Raw genomic sequence first — 18,001 nt, 5'->3', positions numbered from 1 at the left:
CAATGCCTCTCCTTTGTGCATCGAACTCCACGCCAAAGCTCCGCATGGGCATCGATGTGCGCGTTTTCCGCGCTCCCCCCGGCCCAGTCGGCCCGGTCATTTCAACGCATCTCCGGGCGGCGAACAAGGCTGAACAGGGGGGTGGCCGCAGTGCGGCGGAGAACGGGAGGAGTGGGAGAGGCAGCCTGTTCAACTGGGCGAATGCGGCGGTTGAACGGGCCGGGGGGCGAGGGGGGCGGCGGGAACGGGGCCGGCCGCCGCCTCGCCGAAGGGGTCCGGGAGGGCGGCGGCCGGGGCGGCCGGGGGCGGGGGCTCCGAGGGCCCCGTATCGTCATCAGCCCCCTTGGTTGTTGGGGAACTTCGTGTTGCAGGTGGTGTAGGCAGCGACCACGTCTTCCTGGGTGTCGGCGCCCTCTTCCAGGGTGATGCGGGTGGTGCCCGGCTCCGGGTCCTTGGCGCTGATCCCTTCCTCGCGCAGGCACTCGGCCTTCTTCACCGCGGTGTCGTAGGCGTCCTCGTCGACCTCCTCGGCGCCCTGCGGCGGGGCGAACTTGGCGCAGGCGGCCTGCGCCGCGTCGATCACCGCGGCTGATCCCTGGGCGGCCTCGAACTGCGGGGCGCCCCCTTCGTTGTCCTCCGGGGCGTCGGGCACGTCCATGCCGTGCTCCCGCAGACACTCGATGAACTGCTGCTGTCGTTCGACGTCCTCCGGCGACGTGGGCGAGGCCGCGTTGGGCTTGTCGTCGCCGCCGCACGCGGTCATCCCGAAGATGGCGGCGGCCACGAGGGCCGCTGAGGCGAAAGCGTGTGTCTTCATGTCCACCAGAGTGGCTGCCGGGAGGTTTCCCCTCGGTGACCGCGGGCGTTAACCGGTCTCTTACACGCGGTGGTACTCGCACCCGACCCCCGCCCCCGCCGGTACGCGGCCCCGGGCGCCCCCACCTGCTGCCCACGCCGGGACACGGGCCGACGGGGCGGTGGGCGTTGCTCGGCTGCGGGCTCGGGGCCGGGCGAGGGGCGGCCCCACCGCGTTGCCGGACCGGGCCGACGGCCACGGACACCGAGGCCCGGGGCACGACCCGGCCGACGGAGCCTCGGCGACCGACCGGGGTGACGGACTGCGGCCCCGGGCGGCGCCCGTCGCGTTGCCGCGCCAGGGCCGGTCGCGGATACCGCCGGGCGGGCGCCGGGCTCGGTGAACGGACCGGGCGACGGGCCGCCGCGGCCCGCGTCACCCGGCCGGCGGGCCACCCGTGGGCGTCTCCGGCCCCCGGCGTGCCCACACGAGCGAGGTGCCTCCGCGTCCGCTCGGTCGGACGCGAAGGCACCCCTGGGTGACCGGTCCGGGGGAAGACCGGTCAGCTGGTGGCGAGGGCCTCGGTGGGGGTGAGGTTCGCGGCCCGGCGGGCCGGATACACCCCGGCGAGTGCCCCGATGGCGAACGCGGCCAGCGCGCCGCCGATGATGGCCTGCCCCGGCAGGACCAGCGGCCAGTCCCGATAGACGGCGTAGCCGAGACAGGTGGCCAGTCCGATGAGGACTCCGGAGATTCCGCCGAGCGCCGACAGGGTCACCGATTCGGTGAGGAACTGGAGCCTGATCTGCCCGCGGGTCGCGCCCAGCGACCGGCGCAGCCCGATCTCCTGGCGTCGCTCCAGCACGGAGATCACCATGATGTTGGCGATGCCGACGCCTCCGGCGAGCAGCGCGATGGCGCCCAGACCGAAGAACAGCGAGTTGAAGGTGCGCTCCGCGGCGGCCTGCGCGGTCAGCGCGTCCGAGGGCCGGGAGACCATCACCTCCTCCGGGTGCTGCGGGTTGACGGTGTTCGCGAGCACCGCGCGCACCGATTCCACCGTGCTCTCGGTGGAGCGCTCGTAGAGGGTGGTGACCCTGCCGTCGAAGCCCATCCGGGTGGCGTAGTCCCAGCCGATCAGGGCGGAGCGGTCGACCTCGGGGGCGAGTGCGACATCGTCGAGGACACCGACGACCAGGAACCACTGCCCGTCGATGTAGATGTGCCCGCCGGCCCGGTCGATGCCGAGTCGGTCGGAGGCGGTGGAGCCGAGGACCACCGCCGGGTACTGGCTGGTGGCGGCGTTGAGGAAGGCGCCGGAGGCGATCGTGCCGTTGAGGGTGCCGAGCAGGTTGGTGCGGGTGGCCTGCACGGAGACGCCGCTGGTCGTGTCCGAGTCGATCTTGTCGGTGCGGCGGGCGGTGGCGTCCTCCACCCTGCCGGTGGCGGAGACTCCGGTCACGCCGGGGACCCGGGTGACCATGCCCTCGGCGCCGGTGGGCAGTGCCGACTGCTTGCCGGTGAGGGTCGTGCCGGGTTCGACGGTCAGCAGGTTGGTGCCGAGAGCTTCGATCTCGGCCATCAGCGCGGCCCGGCTGACCGTGCTGATGCCCACGAGGCCGATCATGGCGGCGACGCCGATGGCGATACCGAGCGCCGACAGCACGGCGCGCAGTGGTCGGCCGCGCAGTCCTTCAAGGCCGACGGTGGCCAGGTCTCCGGCGCGCAGCCGGGCAGGCTCCGGTAGGGCTTTCATGCCGGTACCCCCGTGTCGGCCTGGATCCGGCCATCGCGGATCTCCAGGCGGCGCGGCAGCGCCGCCGCGACCTCAAGGTCATGGGTGATCACCACGATGGCGGTGCCGTCGCGATTGAGTTCGTGGAGCAGTTTCAGCACCCCGGCGCCGGAGGCGGTGTCGAGGTTGCCGGTCGGTTCGTCGGCGAGCAGCAGGGGCGGGTTGCCGACCACCGCGCGGGCGATGGCGACGCGCTGCTTCTCGCCGCCGGAGAGCTGGTGGGGGCGGTGGTCGAGGCGGTGTCCGAGTCCGACCCTCCGTAGTGCGGCACGTGCTCGTCTGCGGCGTTCGCGTGGTGCGATGCCGTGGTAGAGGAGCCCGGTGGCGACGTTGTCCATGGCGGACAGGTGCGGGGTGAGGAAGAACTGCTGGAAGACGAAGCCGATCCAGTGGGAGCGGACCGTGGCGAGTGTGCGGTCGGGCAGTCGGGCCGCGTCGTGCCCCTCGATGAGGACCCGGCCGGTGGTCGGCCGGTCGAGGGTTCCCATCAGGTTCAGCAGGGTGGACTTGCCGGATCCGGACGGGCCGAGGATCGCGACGAGTTCGCCCTGGCCGACGGAGAGCGAGGCCCGGTGCAGGGCTGTCACTCCACCGGCGTACTCCTTGCTGACGTTGTCCACCTCGATGACCGGGCTGGTGGCCGGGCCGCGGCCCCGTGGGGGGTTGCGCACGTCGAGAGCGGGCTCGGCGGTGCTGGCGTGGTCGGTCATGACTTGGGCACCTGTACCTTCATGCCGGGCTCCAGGTTGCCCTTGACCTCGACGTTGTCGCCTTCGAAGATGCCGAGTTCGACGGGGACCGAACGGGCCGTGCCGTCCTCGTCGACGACCTTCACCTCGTACTTCCCGTCCGACGTCGCCAGCAGGGCGTTGATCGGCACGGCCAGTACGTCCTTGTGTTCCTCGCTGGTGAAGCCGACGGTCGCCGGGGCGCCGGTGAGGCTGCCCGCGCCGTCCTTCTTGTCGAGGGTGATGTAGACGGGGATGGTGGCGTTCTCGGTGCCCTCGCCGGTCTGCGACTCGGAGTTGGTGTCGCCGGCGGTGGCGACCGTGCCGATGGAGCTGACGGTTCCGGTGGTCTTCTCCCCGCCGGGGAGAGTCACCTCCACCTTCGCGCCCTTCTTGGCGAGGCCCTCGTCGGTGACGGGCAGGTCGACGGTGATCCGGCGGGCGGTGCCGCTGACGGTGAGGACCGGGCCGGACGCCTGGCCGCCGAGGGTGGCCTCCACCTTGGTGACCCGGATCTCGTTGGACTGCATCACCACATCGCCGGGCTTGACGATGCCGGTCTCGGAGACCCCCAGGTCCTCCTGCCATTCCTCGACGGCGCTGGCGGTCGCGTCGGTGAACTCCTCGTTCAGGGTGAAGGAGCCGCCGTAGCCCAGTTCGGTCAGGTTGCGTTCCAGTTCCTCCACGTCCTCGCCGTCGGACATGCCCGCCTCCAGGTTCCGCCAGAAGGGGGTGGAGCCGTAGAACAGCGGCACGTCGTGGCCGTCGACGCCGTACACCCGTTCACCGCGTTTGATCACCTCGCTCGTGCGCGGGAGGGCCGTGATGCGTCCGGTGCCCTCGGCGAGCACCGACCGGCTGCCGGAGTAGCCCAGCTCGCCGTCGACCTGGGTGGTGTTGACCATGTCGGTGCGGACCACCTCGGCCGTGGGCAGCGTCGAGGTGTCCGACGCGCTGCTGCCGCCGTCGTCCCGTGCCACGTACACGGCACCCGCCGCGCCGATGGCCAGTACGGCGGTTCCGCCGACCCAGGCCCCCAGCCACCTGCGGCGCCGGCGCTTGGGTGTGGGCTCGTCGTCCTCGTGCTCCTCGCGCCGGTCCAGGTCCTGTACGACCTCGGGCTGCTCCTCGGGGCGCCGGGCGGGCTCGCCCTCGGTGCGCTGTTCCAGGTGCCCCTCGGTGCGCCGCTCCAGTTCCTGGCCGGGTTCCGGTTTCCGCTGCCCCACCGGGGGCGTGGCCTCAGACTCGATCATGGCTAAGCCTCCGTGTGTCTCCCGTGGCGTCGCCGCGGGCCGGACCGGAGTGGAGGCCGACGGCCGCGGTCACCGTGCGAGTTGACGTAATCTGCATGTCTTCAGCGTGGTACGCCACAGGTTTCCCTGCGGTTACCGTGTTCCTTAACCCCCGCCTTATCGCGGGACGCGGACACCGCGGGGGCGGCTTCCGCCGGACGCGGGAACGGAGTCCGGCGGCCGTTCAACTGTGGCGGCGCCGAGGTTGAACAGCCGACGGCGGACCCGGCCGGTGCACCGCGCGGCACATCGACACGGCTCATGGCCGCTGTGCACGCTTTCGCAGCGTTCGACTTCGCCGGTACGGTCGCTGACCGTCAGTCCCGGCCAGAAAGGAAGTCTTCGTGGCCATGATGGGCGGCCCGCGCATGGGCCCGACGCCATTGGGCGTCGACAGCTCGATCACCAAACAGAGGATCAAGCCCGGCACAGTGCGTCGCATCGTTCCGTATGCCCTGCGCTACCGCTGGTCGTTGGCGGTGATCATGCTGACGACGGCCGTGAGCGCGACCATCACGGCCTCCAGTCCCCTGCTGCTCAAGGTGATCATCGACGACGGGATCGGGCAGCGCCGCGAGGGGCTGGTGGTGGCGCTCGCGTTCGCCATCGCGGGACTCGCGCTGGTCGATGTGGTGTTCGTGTTCGTACAGACCTGGTTCTCCGGACGGGTGGGCCAGGGCATCGTCTACGACCTGCGCTGCCGGGTGTTCGAGCACGTCCAGCGGCAGCCGCTGGCGTTCTTCACCCGGGCGCAGACGGGCGCGTTGGTCAGCAGGCTCAACACGGATGTGGTGGGGGCGCAGCAGGCGATCACCACGCTGCTGTCGCAGGCGGTGTCGATGCTGCTGACCCTGGCCCTGGTCCTCGGCATGATGTTCTACCTGTCGTGGCAGATCACCCTGGCCGCGCTGGTGATGGTGCCGTTCTTCCTGCTTCCGGCGAAGTTGGTCGGTCGCAGGTTGCAGCGGCTCACCCGGCAGGGCATGGGTCTCAACGCCGACATGGGCTCGATGATGAACGAGCGGTTCAATGTGTCCGGCGCGATGCTGGCGAAGCTGTACGGGCGGCCGGACGACGAGAACGGGCGGTTCGCCGACAAGGCGGGGCAGGTGCGGGACGTGGCGATCACCACGGCCGTGTGGGGGCGCATGCTCTTCATCATCATGACGCTGATCACCGGGGTGACCACCGCGCTGGTCTACGGTCTCGGCGGGGTGCTGACCATCGACGGCACGCTTCAGATCGGCACCCTCGTGGCCATGGTCACGCTGCTGATGCGGTTGTACGGGCCGCTGAATCAGCTGTCGAACATGCAGGTCAACGTGATGATCGCGCTGGTCAGCTTCGACCGTGTCTTCGAGGTCCTGGATCTGAAGCCGCTGATCGACGAGAAGCCCACCGCCCGGCCGTTGCCCGCCGTCGCCGACGGTGTCACCCCGGACATCGAGTTCGACGCGGTGGCGTTCCGCTATCCGTCCGCCGACGAGGTGTCCCTGGCCTCGCTGGAGACGATCGCGCTGCCGAGCCCGGAGCGGCGCGACAACGCCGTCGTCCTGGACGGGGTGAGTTTCCGGGTGCCCTCCGGGAAGCTGACGGCGCTGGTGGGGCCTTCGGGGGCCGGCAAGACCACGGTCACCCAGTTGGTGCCGCGGTTGTACGACCCCACGTCGGGGACGGTCCGTATCGGCGGCCATGATGTGCGGGAGCTGACGTTGCGTTCCCTGCACGACACGGTCGGCATCGTCACCCAGGACGCCTATCTGTTCCATGACACGATCCGGTCGAACCTGCTGTACGCGCGGCCGGGCGCCGGTGAGGCCGAGTTGGTGGAGGCGTGCGAGGCGGCCAGGATCTGGGAGACGATCTCGTCGCTGCCCAATGGTCTCGACACCGTCGTGGGTGACCGTGGCTACCGGCTCTCCGGCGGGGAGAAACAGCGGGTGGCGCTGGCCCGGCTGCTGCTGAAGTCACCGCCGGTCGTGATCCTCGACGAGGCCACCGCCCATCTGGACTCCGAGTCCGAGGCCGCCATCCAACGGGCGCTGGAGACCGCCCTGTCGGGCCGTACGTCCCTGGTCATCGCGCACCGTCTGTCCACCATTCTGGAGGCGGACCAGATCCTGGTCCTGGAGAACGGGCGGATCAGGGAGCGCGGCACCCATGGCGAGCTGCTCGACGCCGAGGGGCTCTACTCCGAGCTGTACCGCACTCAGTTCGCCACGCAGGGCGTGAACGGCAGACCGAGGCGGGACGAGCACCGACTCCCCCGACCGAGAATCACCAAGAGCGAAGGACACTGAGGTGCCGAATCCTTTCGAAGACCCGGAAGCAAGCTATCTCGTCCTGGTCAACGACGAAGGCCAGCACTCGCTGTGGCCCGTGTTCGTGGCCGTGCCCGACGGCTGGACGTCGGTGTTCGGTGAGGCGCCGCGGCAGGAGTGCCTCGACTACATCGAGAAGTCGTGGACCGACATGCGGCCCAAGAGTCTGATCGAGGCCATGAAGGAGAAGTGACGTTGGACGTGACGGACTCGGGCCCGGACGCGGGCCCGGACGCGGAATCGCGCGCGGGCGCCTGGCGGCCGTACGAGATCACTCCGGACGCGGCCGGTACCGCCGATCTCGTCGGCTGGCTCGACCGGACGGGCGCGCGAGCGCTGACCGAGTCGCTCATCGAGCACAAGGCGCTGGTCTTCCGGGACTTTGGTGTCACGCCGGACACCGTGGACCCGGTGTTCGCCCGGCTGGTGCCGGACCGGCTGCCGTATGTGCACGGCAACTCGCCGCGCACCAAGGTCGGCGGCAATCTGTACACGTCGACGGAGTATCCGCAGCAGTACACGATCTCCCTGCACAACGAGCTGAGCTACGCCCACCGCTGGCCGACCCGTCTCGCCTTCTACTGCGAGACGGCGGCGGAGAGCGGTGGCGCCACCCCGGTGCTGGACGGGGAGCTGTGGCTCGCCTCGCTCGACGCGCGGGTCCGTGAGGCGTTCGCGGACGGTATCCGCTATGTGCAGAACCTGCATGACGGGCTCGGCTTCGGGAAGAGCTGGCAGGACACCTTCGAGACCGACGACCGCGCGGCGGTGGAGGCGTTCTTGCGTGCGTCGCGCGCCGAGTGGGAGTGGAACGAGGAGGGCCTGCGGGTCGTCCAGCAGCGTCCCGCCACCACCAGGCATCCGGTGACCGGTGCCGAGGTGTGGTTCAACCAGGCCGACCAGTGGCATCCGGCCGGCCTCGGCGACGAGGCGTCGGCGGAGCTGTACGACATCCTGGCACCGGAGGAGTTCCCGCAGTACGTGACCTTCGCCGACGGCAGCGCGATCCCCGACGCCTACATCGAACAGATCCTCGGCCGCGGTCTGGACGGCGCGGTGGACGTCGACTGGCGGTCCGGTGACGTCCTGCTCATCGACAACGTCCTGCTCGCCCATGGCCGCCGCCCCTTCACCGGGAGCCGGCGGGTGCTGGTGGCCATGTCGGACACCTAGGTCCCCCTCCGTCTCCCTGCCGCCCAGGTCCGCCCGAAGGGGTGGAGCTGGGCGGCGTCATGTGTGGGTGCCCCCGACGGGCCCGCCCCTGGGGCGGCCCCAAGGGCGGTCCCCGGCACAGTCGGCGGCGCCCACCACCGCGCCCCGCGCTGTCCTCTCAGGCGCGCATCGGTCGCAGGCGCGGCCTGACCTGGGGGGTGTCCGCCGCGTTGTCGGCCATCCAGGCCGCGAGTTCGGCGGGCGTGGGGCGGTCGAACAGGATGTGGATCGGGAGTTCCTCGCCCAGCGTCACCCGGACCCGGCTGACCAGTTTCGTCGCGAGGAGGGAGTGGCCGCCCAGGACGAAGAAGTCGTCGTGCACACCGACCGCGGGCAGGGCGAGGATCTCGGCGAAGGCGGCGCACAGGGCCTCTTCGCGGGCGTCGGCGGGGCGGCGCCCGGTGCCCGCCGCGGCGGCCCGGTCGGGGGCGGGCAGGGCGGCGCGGTCCAGCTTGCCGTTGGCGGTCAGGGGCAGGGCGTCGAGGACGACGACGGCGGACGGCACCATGTGCGGCGGCAACTCCTGCCGGGCGTGCCGGCGCACCGCCTCGGTGAGGACAGCGCCGTCGGTGTCGGCGCTCCGGTCGGCCGGGACGACGTAGGCGACGAGGTGCCGGTCGCCCGGGACGTCCTCGCGGACGATGACCGCGGCGTGGTCCACGTCGGGGTGTGCGGTGAGCACCGTACGGACGTCGCCGGGCTCCACCCGGAAGCCGCGGATCTTGACCTGTTCGTCGGCGCGGCCGAGGTACTCCAGGGCGCCTTGGGCGGTGCGGCGCCCGCGGTCCCCGGTGCGGTACATCCGGGTGCCGTCGCCGAAGGGGGCGGCCACGAACCGCTCCGCCGTCGTCCCGGGTCGGCCCACGTAGCCGCGGGCGAGTTGCGCGCCGGCGACGTACACCTCTCCGGGGGCTCCGGCCGGTACCGGCTGGAGGGCGTCGTCCAGGACGTACAGCGCGGTGTTGGCGACCGGGGTGCCGATCGGGACGCTCGTGCCGGTCACGGTCGTGGCGTCCAGGGGGCCGGTGGTGACGCCGATGGTGGTCTCGGTGGGGCCGTAGTGGTTGAACACCGCGCGGCTGTCGGCGGCTTGGAGGAGTTGCCCGGCCCAGTCGGGCGGTGTGGCCTCGCCGCCGAGGACCAGGGTCCGCTGCGGGAGCAGCCAGCGCAGGTCGCCGGTGGCGCCGAGCGCGGCGAGGTGTGAGGGGACCATCTTGACGTGGTCGATGCGGTGGCGGGCGAGATAGCCGGTGACGGCGAGGGGGTCGGCCACGTCCGCCGCGTCCAGGATGTGCAGTTCGCCGCCGGTGGTCAGGCTGGCGAAGAGCACGGTGTTGCCGAGGTCGGTGGTGAGGGGCTGGAGCAGCGCGTAGCGTGCGCCGGGTTCGCCGAAGCCGAGCCGTGCCGGTACGTGGGTCACGTAGTTGGCGAGGGCCTCGTGGGTGACGGCGACGCCCTTGGGCCGTCCGGTGGAGCCGGAGGTGTAGATGACGTACGCGAGACTGCCGGGGTGGGTGCCGGGGTCGGGCGCGGTGTCCGGCTGGGTCTCCAGTGCCGCCGCCACGGCGGGGTCGTCGAGGGCGACGGTGCGCAGTCCGCCCATGACGGGCAGGTCGTCGAGGATCTCGGTGGTGGCGATCAGTACCACGGCCCGGCTGTCGGTGAGCATATGGCCGAGCCGGGGTGCGGGGTAGGCGGGGTCGAGCGGGAGGTAGGCCGCTCCGGCCTGCCAGACGCCGAGGAGGGCGGTCACCGCGTCGATGCCGCGCGGCAGGCACAGTGCTACGACGCTCTCGGGGCCGACGCCGAGGCCGCGCAGATGGTGTGCCAGGCGCCGGGCGCGGCGCTCCAGGTCGCGGTAGTCGATGCGGGTGTTGCCGTGGACGACGGCGGTGGCGTCGGGGGTGTGTGCGGTCCGCGCGGCGAGGAGGTCCGGCACGGTCCGTTCCGCCGTGGGTGCCTCGGTGCGGTTCCCCTCGTGGGCGAGGCGTCGGCGTTCGGCGGGGTCGAGTACGGCGAGGGCGGTGAACGGGGTGTGGGGGGCGTCGGTGAGGGTGGTGACGAGGTGGTCCAGGCAGGTGTGGAGCAGGGACTGGACGCGGTCGGGGTCGGCGGGTGCGACGGCGTCGACGGTCACGGAGAACCCGGATCCGACGTCTCTGATGATCAGGGTGACGGGGTAGTTGGTGCGTTCCTCGGTGTAGCGGACCTCGATGCCGTCGAGGCCGGTGCCGGTCTCGGTGAGGGGGAGGCCGTGCTGGTAGTTGAGGATCGAGGTGAACAGGGGGCCGCCGGCCGGTACCGCGCTGGCCTTCTGGGCGAGGGCGAGCGGCGCGTGCTCGTGTTCCAGCAGTTCGGCGAGGCGTCCGCGCAGCCGGGTGAGGGCCGTGGTCGTGGGGTCGGCGTCGACGCGGACGCGCAGGGGGAGGGTGTTGAGGAAGAGGCCGGGTGCGCGGTCGGCGCCGACCCCGGCGGTCATCCGGCCGGTCAGGACGGTCCCGAACACCACGTCGTCGCGGCCGGACACGGCGGCGAGCACCCGCGCCCAGGCCAGGTGGAACAGGGTGGCCGGGCTGACGCCGAGGGCCCTGGCGGTGGTGCGGACCCGTTCGGCGAGCGGTGTGTCGACCACGCGGTCGGCGCGGGTGACGGTGGCGCCGTCGCCGCGTACGTCGAGGAGGCCGAACGCGGCGGTGGGTTCGGTGACATCGCCGAGCAGGGCGGCGAAGTAGCGTTCGTGGTCGTCGGCGGAGGTGCCGAGACGGGCCTGTGCGACGAGGTCGCGGTACGGCAGCGGCTCGGGGAGGTGTTCGCCCCGGCCGGCGAGGAAGGCGCGGATCTCTTCGAGGAGCAGTCCGACGGTGGTGTGGTCGCCCATCATGTGGTGGACCCGCAGCAGTGCGAGGCGTGGCCCGTCGCCGGGCTCGGTGAGGACGTGGACGCGCAGGAGCGGTGCGCGGTCCAGTTCCATCCAGGTGCCGCCCGCGGCGAGCAGGTGCGCGACCGGCTCCCGGTGCGGGTCGCGTTCGAGGTGCTGGACGGGGACCGGGGCGTGGCGCCAGACCACCTGTACGGGTTCGCCGAGTCCTTCGGAGAGCATCGCCGTGCGGTAGACGTCGTGGCGGTCCACGACCTGCTGGAGGGCGGCGAGGAAGGCGTCCAGCCGTTGCCCGGTGTCGAACTCCAGGACCACGGACCGCATGTAGACGTCGGTGTCGCCGTCGGCGCGTGCCAGGTGGTGGAAGAGCATGCCTTCCTGGAGCGGCATCAGGGGGTACACGTCGGCCACGTTGGCGGCGCCGCCGTCGACGTGGGCGACGACCTGGTCGATCTCGTCCTGGTCGAGTGTGGTGAGCGGCAGCATGGCGGGGGTGAGCCGGGTGGCGCCCTCGGGGATCGGGTTGGGTGCGATGTCCACCTGGGGCGGTCCGGCGACGGCGGCGAGGCCGGACGCGGTCGGGGTGAGGAACAGGGCGCGTACGGACACCGAGAGTCCGTGGGTGCGTAGTTCCTCCACGAGGGCCACGGCCACCAGGGAGTTCCCGCCGAGTGCGAAGAAGTCCTCCTCGGGGCCGACGACGTCGAGGCCGAGGACGTGTGCGAACGCGTCGCACAGGATCTCTTCCCGTACGTCCCGCGGTGCGCGTCCGGCGCCCGCGCCGGCGGCGCGCTCGGGTTCCGGCAGTGCGGCCCGGTCGAGTTTCCCGCTCGGGGTGAGGGGCAGTGCGGCGAGTACGACGACGGTGGCGGGCACCATGTGGTCGGGGAGCCGTCGGGTCAGGTGCTGTCGTGCCCGTTCGTCGAGGCTGTCGGTGTCGGCGCGGTCGGCGGGGACGAGGTAGGCGATCAGACGGGGCTGTCCGGTGGGGTCCTCGCGGGCGATGACGGCGGCTGCGGTGATGTCGGGGTGGGCGGTGAGTGCGGTCTCGATCTCACCGGGTTCGATCCGGAAGCCGCGGATCTTGATCTGGTCGTCCGCGCGGCCGGTGAACTCCAGTCGTCCGTCGGCGCCCCAGCGGGCCCGGTCGCCGGTGCGGTACATGCGTGCGCCGGAGTCGAACGGGCAGGCCACGAAGCGTTCGCCGGTCGGTCCCGGCCGGTTGACGTAGCCGCGCGCGAGGCCGGCGCCCGCGAGGTACAGCTCTCCGGGGACGCCCACGGGCAGGGGTTGCAGCCAGGTGTCGAGGACGTAGGCGCGGACGCCGCCGAGGGGGGTGCCGATGGGGACGTGTCCGGTGTCGGTGTCGTGGGGGGTGAGCCGGGTGGTGGTGGCGCCGATGGTGGCTTCGGTGGGGCCGTAGTGGTTGTGGATCGCGCGGTCCCCGGCCGCCGCGAGGAGTTCGCCGACCCAGGCCGGTGCGGCGGCCTCGCCGCCGAGGACGAGGGAGCGTGCGGGGAGCAGGGCGTCGGGTCCGGTCTGCGCGGAGAGCGCGGCCAGGTGGGAGGGGACGGCCTTGAGGTGGTCGATGCGGTGGTCGGCGAGGTGGGCGGCGACGGCGTCCGGGTCGAGGACGGCGTCGGGGTGCAGGACGTGCAGTTCGCCGCCGGTGGCGAGGGAGCAGAACAGCAGGGTGTTGCCGAGGTCGGTGACCTGCGGCTGGAGCAGTGCGTAGCGGGTGCCCGCGCCGCCGAGGCCGAGCCGTTCCCGCGCGGATCGCAGGTAGTTCGCCAGTGCGCCCTGGGTGACGGCCACGCCTTTCGGGGTGCCGGTGGAGCCGGAGGTGTAGATGACGTAGGCGAGGTGGTCGGGGTGGGGCTTGGGGTGGGGCACGGTGGCGGGGGCCGCCGGTGCGGTCATCTCCTCCAGCGTGAGGATCCGTACCTGTCCGGCCGGCTGGTCGTCGAGCAGTTCGTCGGTGGTGATGAGCAGCAGGGCACGGCTGTCGGTGAGCATGAACGCGGTGCGTTCGACGGGCTGTCGGGGGTCGAGCGGCAGGTAGGCGGCGCCGGCCCGCCAGACGCCCAGCATCGCGGCGATCGTCTCGGCGCCCGCGGGGAGGCAGAGCGCGACGACCGATTCGGGGCCGATCCCGGCGCCCGCCAGATGGCGCGCGACGGTTTCGGCCCGGGTCCGGAGTTGTGCGTACGTCAGTGTCGTGTCGCCCTGGCGTACGGCGACGGCGTCCGGGGTGCTGCGTGTCTGCGCCCAGAACCGGTCCACGACGGTGGGCGCGGGAGTGGTCGGCGCGGTGTCGTTCCAGTCGGTCAGGACCCGGGCGCGTTCGGCGGGGTCGAGGAGGGCGGCCTCGCTGAGCCGCAGCCGTGGGGTGTCGGTCACGGCGTGCAGCAGGCGCAGCAGCCGTTCGGCGAGGCCGTGGGCGAACGCGGGGTCGAACAGGTCGGCGGAGGCGGTGACGGAGCCGGTCAGTCCGGCGGGGTGGGCGTGGGCGTCGAAGTTCTCGTTGACCATGACGTCGAGGTCGAACTTCACCCCGGGGCGGGCGCCGGGTACCGGTGTGACCTCCAGGCCGGGCAGTTCCAGCGCCACGTCGGCGGTGTTCTGCATGGTGAGGACGGTCTGGAAGAGCGGGTTGCGGGCGACGGAACGGGTGGGGGCCAGTTCCTCCACCAGCCGTTCGAAGGGTACGTCCTGGTGGGCGAAGGCGCCCAGCGTCACGTCCCTGACCCGGTGCAGGACGTCGCGGAACTCGGGGTCCCCGGTGAGGTCGGTGCGGATCACGACGGTGTTGACGAAGCAGCCGACGAGGTCGTCGAGCGCCTCGTCGGTGCGGCCCGCGACGGCGGAGCCGATGGGGATGTCGGTGCCGGCCCCGAGCCGGGACAGCAGTACGGCGAGTGCGGCGTGCAGGACCATGAAGACGGTGACGCCCTCGGCCCGTGCCAGTTCCGCGATCCGGGCGTGCAGGTCGGCCGGGGCGTCGAGGGGCACGTCGTGGCCGCGGTGGCCAGCGACCGCGGGGCGGGGCCGGTCGAAGGGCAGGGCGAGTTCCTCGGGGCTGCCGTCCAGTGCTCGGCGCCAGTAGGCGACCTGGGCGGACATGCGGCCGGCGGGGTCGTCGTCGGCGCCGAGGAGTTCGCGTTGCCAGAGCGTGTAGTCGGCGTACTGCACGGGCAGGGGCGGCCAGTCGGCGGCGCGGCCCTGGCGGCGGGCCGCGTAGGCGCTGGACAGGTCGCGGGTGAGGGGGCCCATGGACCAGCCGTCGGCGGTGATGTGGTGCACCACCACGACGAGGACGTGGTCGTCGGCGCCGAGCGCGAACAGCCAGGCCCGTACGGGCGGTTCCGAGGTCAGGTCGAAGGCGTGGCCGGCGGCGCGGGCGAGGGCGTCGGGCAGGTCTTCGGGGGTGGTCAGTTCGATCTGGGGCTGTCCGCTCATCGTGTCGATTCCGACGACGTGCTGGTGGTGCTTGCCGTCGGCCAGGGGGAACACGGTGCGCAGGGCTTCGTGGCGGGCGAGGACGTCCCGGAAGGCGGCGCTGAGGGCGTCCCGGTCCAGCGGTCCGGTCAGGCGCAGCATGATGGGCGCGTTGTAGGTGGTGCCGCGGCCTTCGAGTTGTTCGAGGAAGAGGAGTCGGCGTTGCGCGAAGGACGGCGGGACGTGCCGCGGGCGGGTCTGGGGGACGAGCGCAGGCCGGGCGGGGGTGCGGGTGTCCCCGGTCGTGGAGAGGTGTTCGGCGAGTCCGGCGGGGGTGGGGATGCGGAACAGGTCGCGCATCTCCAGGTCGACGCCGAGGGCGGCGCGGACGCGGGAGGTCAGCCGGGTGGCGAGGAGTGAGTGGCCGCCGAGTTCGAAGAAGTTCTCGTCGGGTCCTACGGTGTCGATGCCGAGGGTCTCGGCGAAGATCCCGCAGAGGATCTCCTCCTGCGGTGTCGCCGCGCGGCCCGTGCCGGTGGTCCGCGCGGGCGCGGGCAGCGCCTGCCGGTCGATCTTCCCGCTGTGGGTCAGGGGGAATGCGGGCAGGACGGCGAAGGCGCCGGGCACCATGGGCGCGGGCAGCCGGCCGGTGAGGTACTCGCGCAGCCGGCCGGGCAGGTCAGCGCCGGAGTTCGGGTCGTGGCCGGGGCGGGCGTCGGTGACGTAGGCCACCAGCCGGCGTTCGCCGGAGTCGGACGTGCGGGCCACGACGACGGCCTGGGCGACGTCGGGGTGGCCGCCGAGTTCGGCCTCGATCTCGGCGGGCTCGATCCGGTGTCCGCGGATCTTGAGCTGTCCGTCGGAGCGGCCCACGAACAGCAGGCCCTCGTCGGCGGTCCAGCGGACCCGGTCGCCGGTGCGGTAGAGGCGGTCGCCGGTGCCGCTCGGGTCGGCCACGAACCGCTCCGCGGTCAGCGCGGTGCTGCCGGTGTAGCCGCGGGCGAGGCCCGGTCCGGCGACGTAGAGTTCGCCGGTCGTTCCGGCGGGTACGGGTTCCAGGAAGTCGTCCAGGACATGGACGCGGGCGCGGGCGACGGGGGTGCCGATGCCGGGTGCCGCGTCCGGTAGGAGCGGGGCGGACAGGGTGGCGCAGATCGTCGTCTCGGTCGGCCCGTAGGCGTTGACCAGGTCGCGGTCCGCCGCCCAGCGTTCGACCAGGTCGGGGGTGAGGGCCTCGCCCGCGGACACGAGGGTCTCCAGCGTGGGGAGGTCGTCGGGGTCGAGGGCGGCGAGCACGGCGGGGGGCAGGGTGGCGTGGGTGACGCGGTGCCGGGTCACGACCTCGGCGAGGCCGCTGCCGGGCAGCAGTTCGTCGGCGGGGGCGACGACGAGCGCGGCCCCGGTGCCCAGCGCCATCAGCAGTTCCCAGGTGGCCGCGTCGAAGCCGATGGACGCGAACTGGAGCACCCGGCTGCCGGGTCCCACGCCGAGCCGCGCGGCCTGTGTGGCGACCAGGGCGGCCACGCCCGCCTGGGTGAGGGCGACGCCCTTGGGCCGTCCGGTGGAGCCGGAGGTGTAGATGACGTACGCGAGCGAGCCCGTCTCGGGGCGGTGCGGTGGCCGGGTCGCCGGTTGCGCGTCGATCTCGGCGCGCACCTGGGGGCTGTCGACGGCGAGCGCCAGCAGATCGTGTGCGGGCAGTTCGTCGAGCAGGTCGGCGGTGGTCAGCAGGGCCGCGGCTCCGCTGTCGGCGAGCATGTGGGAGACGCGCTCCAGCGGCTGGCGGGGGTCGATCGGCAGATAGGCGGCGCCGGTCTTCGCGACGGCGAGCAGGGTGGTGACGAGGTCGACGCCGCGGTTCAGCACGACCGCGACCACTGATTCGCGGCGCAGGCCGAGCCCGGTCAGGAAGTGCGCGAGCCGGTTGGCCCGCAGGTCGAGTTCCGCGTAGGTCAGTCGGTGCCCGTCGGCGATCACCGCGGGTGCGTCCGGCGTCTGGTCGGCCCGGGCGTGGAACAGGTCGGGGGCGGTCAGTGGCGGCACGGGGAGGGTGTCGGCGGCGGGGGCGGGGTGTTCGTCCTCGTCGTAGAGGCGGACGCCGCCGATCGGTGCGTGGGGGGCGGCGGTGGTCATCCAGTCGAGGATCCGCCGGAAGCGGCGCAGCAGGTCGTCGGCGGTGTGCGGCGGGTGGCGGTCGCCGTTGACGTCGACGTCGATCCGTACGGCGGCGTCCGCGATCTGGTCGTAGACGTTGATCTGCCGGTCCTCGGTGGGCCCGTGGGTGAGGTTGTGCACGGTCGCGGTGGCGGTGCCGAACCGGGGCGGGTAGCCGTAGCCGAGGATGTTGACGTTGAGGTCGCACAGGGCGCCGGTGCCGGACGGTGTCAGTTCCCGCGCCAGGTCCTCGTAGCGGTAGCGCTGGTGGCGCAGGCTCTCGCCGATCGCGGTGGCGGTGCGGCGGACGACGTCGGCGACGGTGAGGGCGGGGGTGATCTCCAGGCGGAGCGGCATGACGTTCGAGGTCATACCGGCGATCCGCTGTTCGCGGCGGCCGGTCCGGCCGAGGACGGGTATGCCGAGGACGAGGTCGTGGGCGCCGGTGGTGCGGTGCTGGCAGACGGCCGCGGCGGCGACGACGAAGGCGGCGAGGCTCGTCCGGTGGTTGCGGGCGGCGGCCCGCAGCCGGTCGGCGTCGGCGGCGGGGAGGTCGGCGGTGGAGCGGGCCGGGGTCCCGGCCCGCAGTCCGCCGCCGGCGGCCCGCTCCTCGGTGCCGGCCAGGGCGGTCAGCCAGAACGCGCGATCGCGGGCGTGGGCGGGCGAGGCCCGGTAGGTGTGTTCGGAGTCGATGAGCACCGCGCTGGAGTCCGGTGCGTCCCCGTCGTAGTCGCGGCCTTCCAGGAGGGCGGCGTAGGCGTCGGCGACGCGGGCGGTGACCAGGGCGCCGCCGTGTCCGTCCATGAGGAGGTGGTGGGCGCGGTGGTACCAGAGGAGGTGGCCCTCGCCGACGGCGAGGACGGCGACGGCGAACAGCGGGCCGTCCAGCACCTCGACCGGCCGGGCGAGTTCCGCGCGCATCCATGCCTCGGCCGCCGCCCGCGGGTCGGGTTCGGCGCGGACGTCGACGAGTTGCACCGGGACGCCGGCGTCGGGGTCGGCGTACTGCCGCGGCTCCCCGTCCACCAGCTGGAACCGGAGCCGGTAGGCGTCGACGTCGGCGAGTGCCTGCCGCAGCGCCCGTACGAACAGGTCGGGGTCCACCCCGTCGTCGATCTCCAGGTACTCGGCGACGTTGAGCACGACATCGTCCCGCGCGACCTGCTGCGCGTACCAGATGCCGAGCTGCGCGGCGGTCAGGTGCCACGGTGTGGGCTCAGCGGAGGTCATCGGCCCTCACCCGCCGACCGGAACCGAAACCCGCTTTCGGAAACGTCGATTGGAATCGGCACGGGCCGTCCTCCCGGGAGGGTGAATGCCGGCGAAGGGTGCCGGGCGTGGCAAGGGATACGGCCACGGCCGTCCGTATGTCGGCAGGACGCCGCGG

8 protein-coding genes are annotated in these 18,001 nt (G+C 72.5%); 3 read left to right on the top strand and 5 right to left on the bottom strand.

Annotation, left to right across the window (positions count from 1 at the left end):
* Positions 1-334: 334 nt before the first annotated feature.
* The 4 genes from ACIQNG_RS10445 to ACIQNG_RS10430 form a co-directional block, all read right to left on the bottom strand.
* A complete protein-coding gene (locus ACIQNG_RS10445; protein ID WP_401432093.1) occupies positions 335-817 on the bottom strand; it encodes a hypothetical protein in 483 nt (160 codons plus the stop codon).
* A 541-nt stretch (positions 818-1,358) separates the two neighbouring features.
* A complete protein-coding gene (locus tag ACIQNG_RS10440; protein ID WP_401432090.1) occupies positions 1,359-2,552 on the bottom strand; it encodes an ABC transporter permease in 1,194 nt (397 codons plus the stop codon).
* Entirely contained in the window at positions 2,549-3,301 is a 753-nt protein-coding gene (locus ACIQNG_RS10435) for an ABC transporter ATP-binding protein (RefSeq protein ID WP_401432088.1), read from the bottom strand. Before ACIQNG_RS10435 ends, ACIQNG_RS10440 begins: the two co-directional genes overlap by 4 nt.
* Positions 3,298-4,572: a peptidoglycan-binding protein gene (locus ACIQNG_RS10430; RefSeq protein WP_401432086.1), complete on the bottom strand. Its 1,275-nt coding sequence runs from the start codon at positions 4,570-4,572 to the stop codon at positions 3,298-3,300. The genes ACIQNG_RS10435 and ACIQNG_RS10430 overlap by 4 nt, the downstream gene beginning before the upstream one ends.
* Before the next feature lie 389 nt (positions 4,573-4,961).
* Between ACIQNG_RS10430 and ACIQNG_RS10425 the strand changes: the two genes are divergently transcribed.
* From ACIQNG_RS10425 to ACIQNG_RS10415, 3 genes are read left to right on the top strand one after another with little or no spacing between them, the layout of a single operon-like run.
* The gene (locus ACIQNG_RS10425; RefSeq protein ID WP_401483894.1) at positions 4,962-6,911 is read left to right on the top strand and encodes an ABC transporter ATP-binding protein; all 1,950 of its coding nucleotides are present in this window, start codon (positions 4,962-4,964) and stop codon (positions 6,909-6,911) included.
* 1 nt (position 6,912) lies between these two features.
* The gene (locus ACIQNG_RS10420) at positions 6,913-7,125 is read left to right on the top strand and encodes an MbtH family protein (protein WP_401432083.1); all 213 of its coding nucleotides are present in this window, start codon (positions 6,913-6,915) and stop codon (positions 7,123-7,125) included.
* Positions 7,122-8,105: a TauD/TfdA family dioxygenase gene (locus tag ACIQNG_RS10415; RefSeq protein ID WP_401483846.1), complete on the top strand. Its 984-nt coding sequence runs from the start codon at positions 7,122-7,124 to the stop codon at positions 8,103-8,105. The genes ACIQNG_RS10420 and ACIQNG_RS10415 overlap by 4 nt, the downstream gene beginning before the upstream one ends.
* Before the next feature lie 157 nt (positions 8,106-8,262).
* Here ACIQNG_RS10415 and ACIQNG_RS10410 read toward each other — a convergent pair whose 3' ends face one another.
* Complete coding sequence (locus ACIQNG_RS10410; protein WP_401483844.1) at positions 8,263-17,844, bottom strand: amino acid adenylation domain-containing protein; 9,582 nt, start codon at positions 17,842-17,844, stop codon at positions 8,263-8,265.
* Positions 17,845-18,001 lie beyond the last annotated feature (157 nt).

This window comes from Streptomyces sp. NPDC091377 (genome assembly GCF_044757045.1).
GTDB lineage: Bacteria > Actinomycetota > Actinomycetes > Streptomycetales > Streptomycetaceae > Streptomyces.
This window is presented reverse-complemented; position numbering and strand designations above follow the sequence as displayed.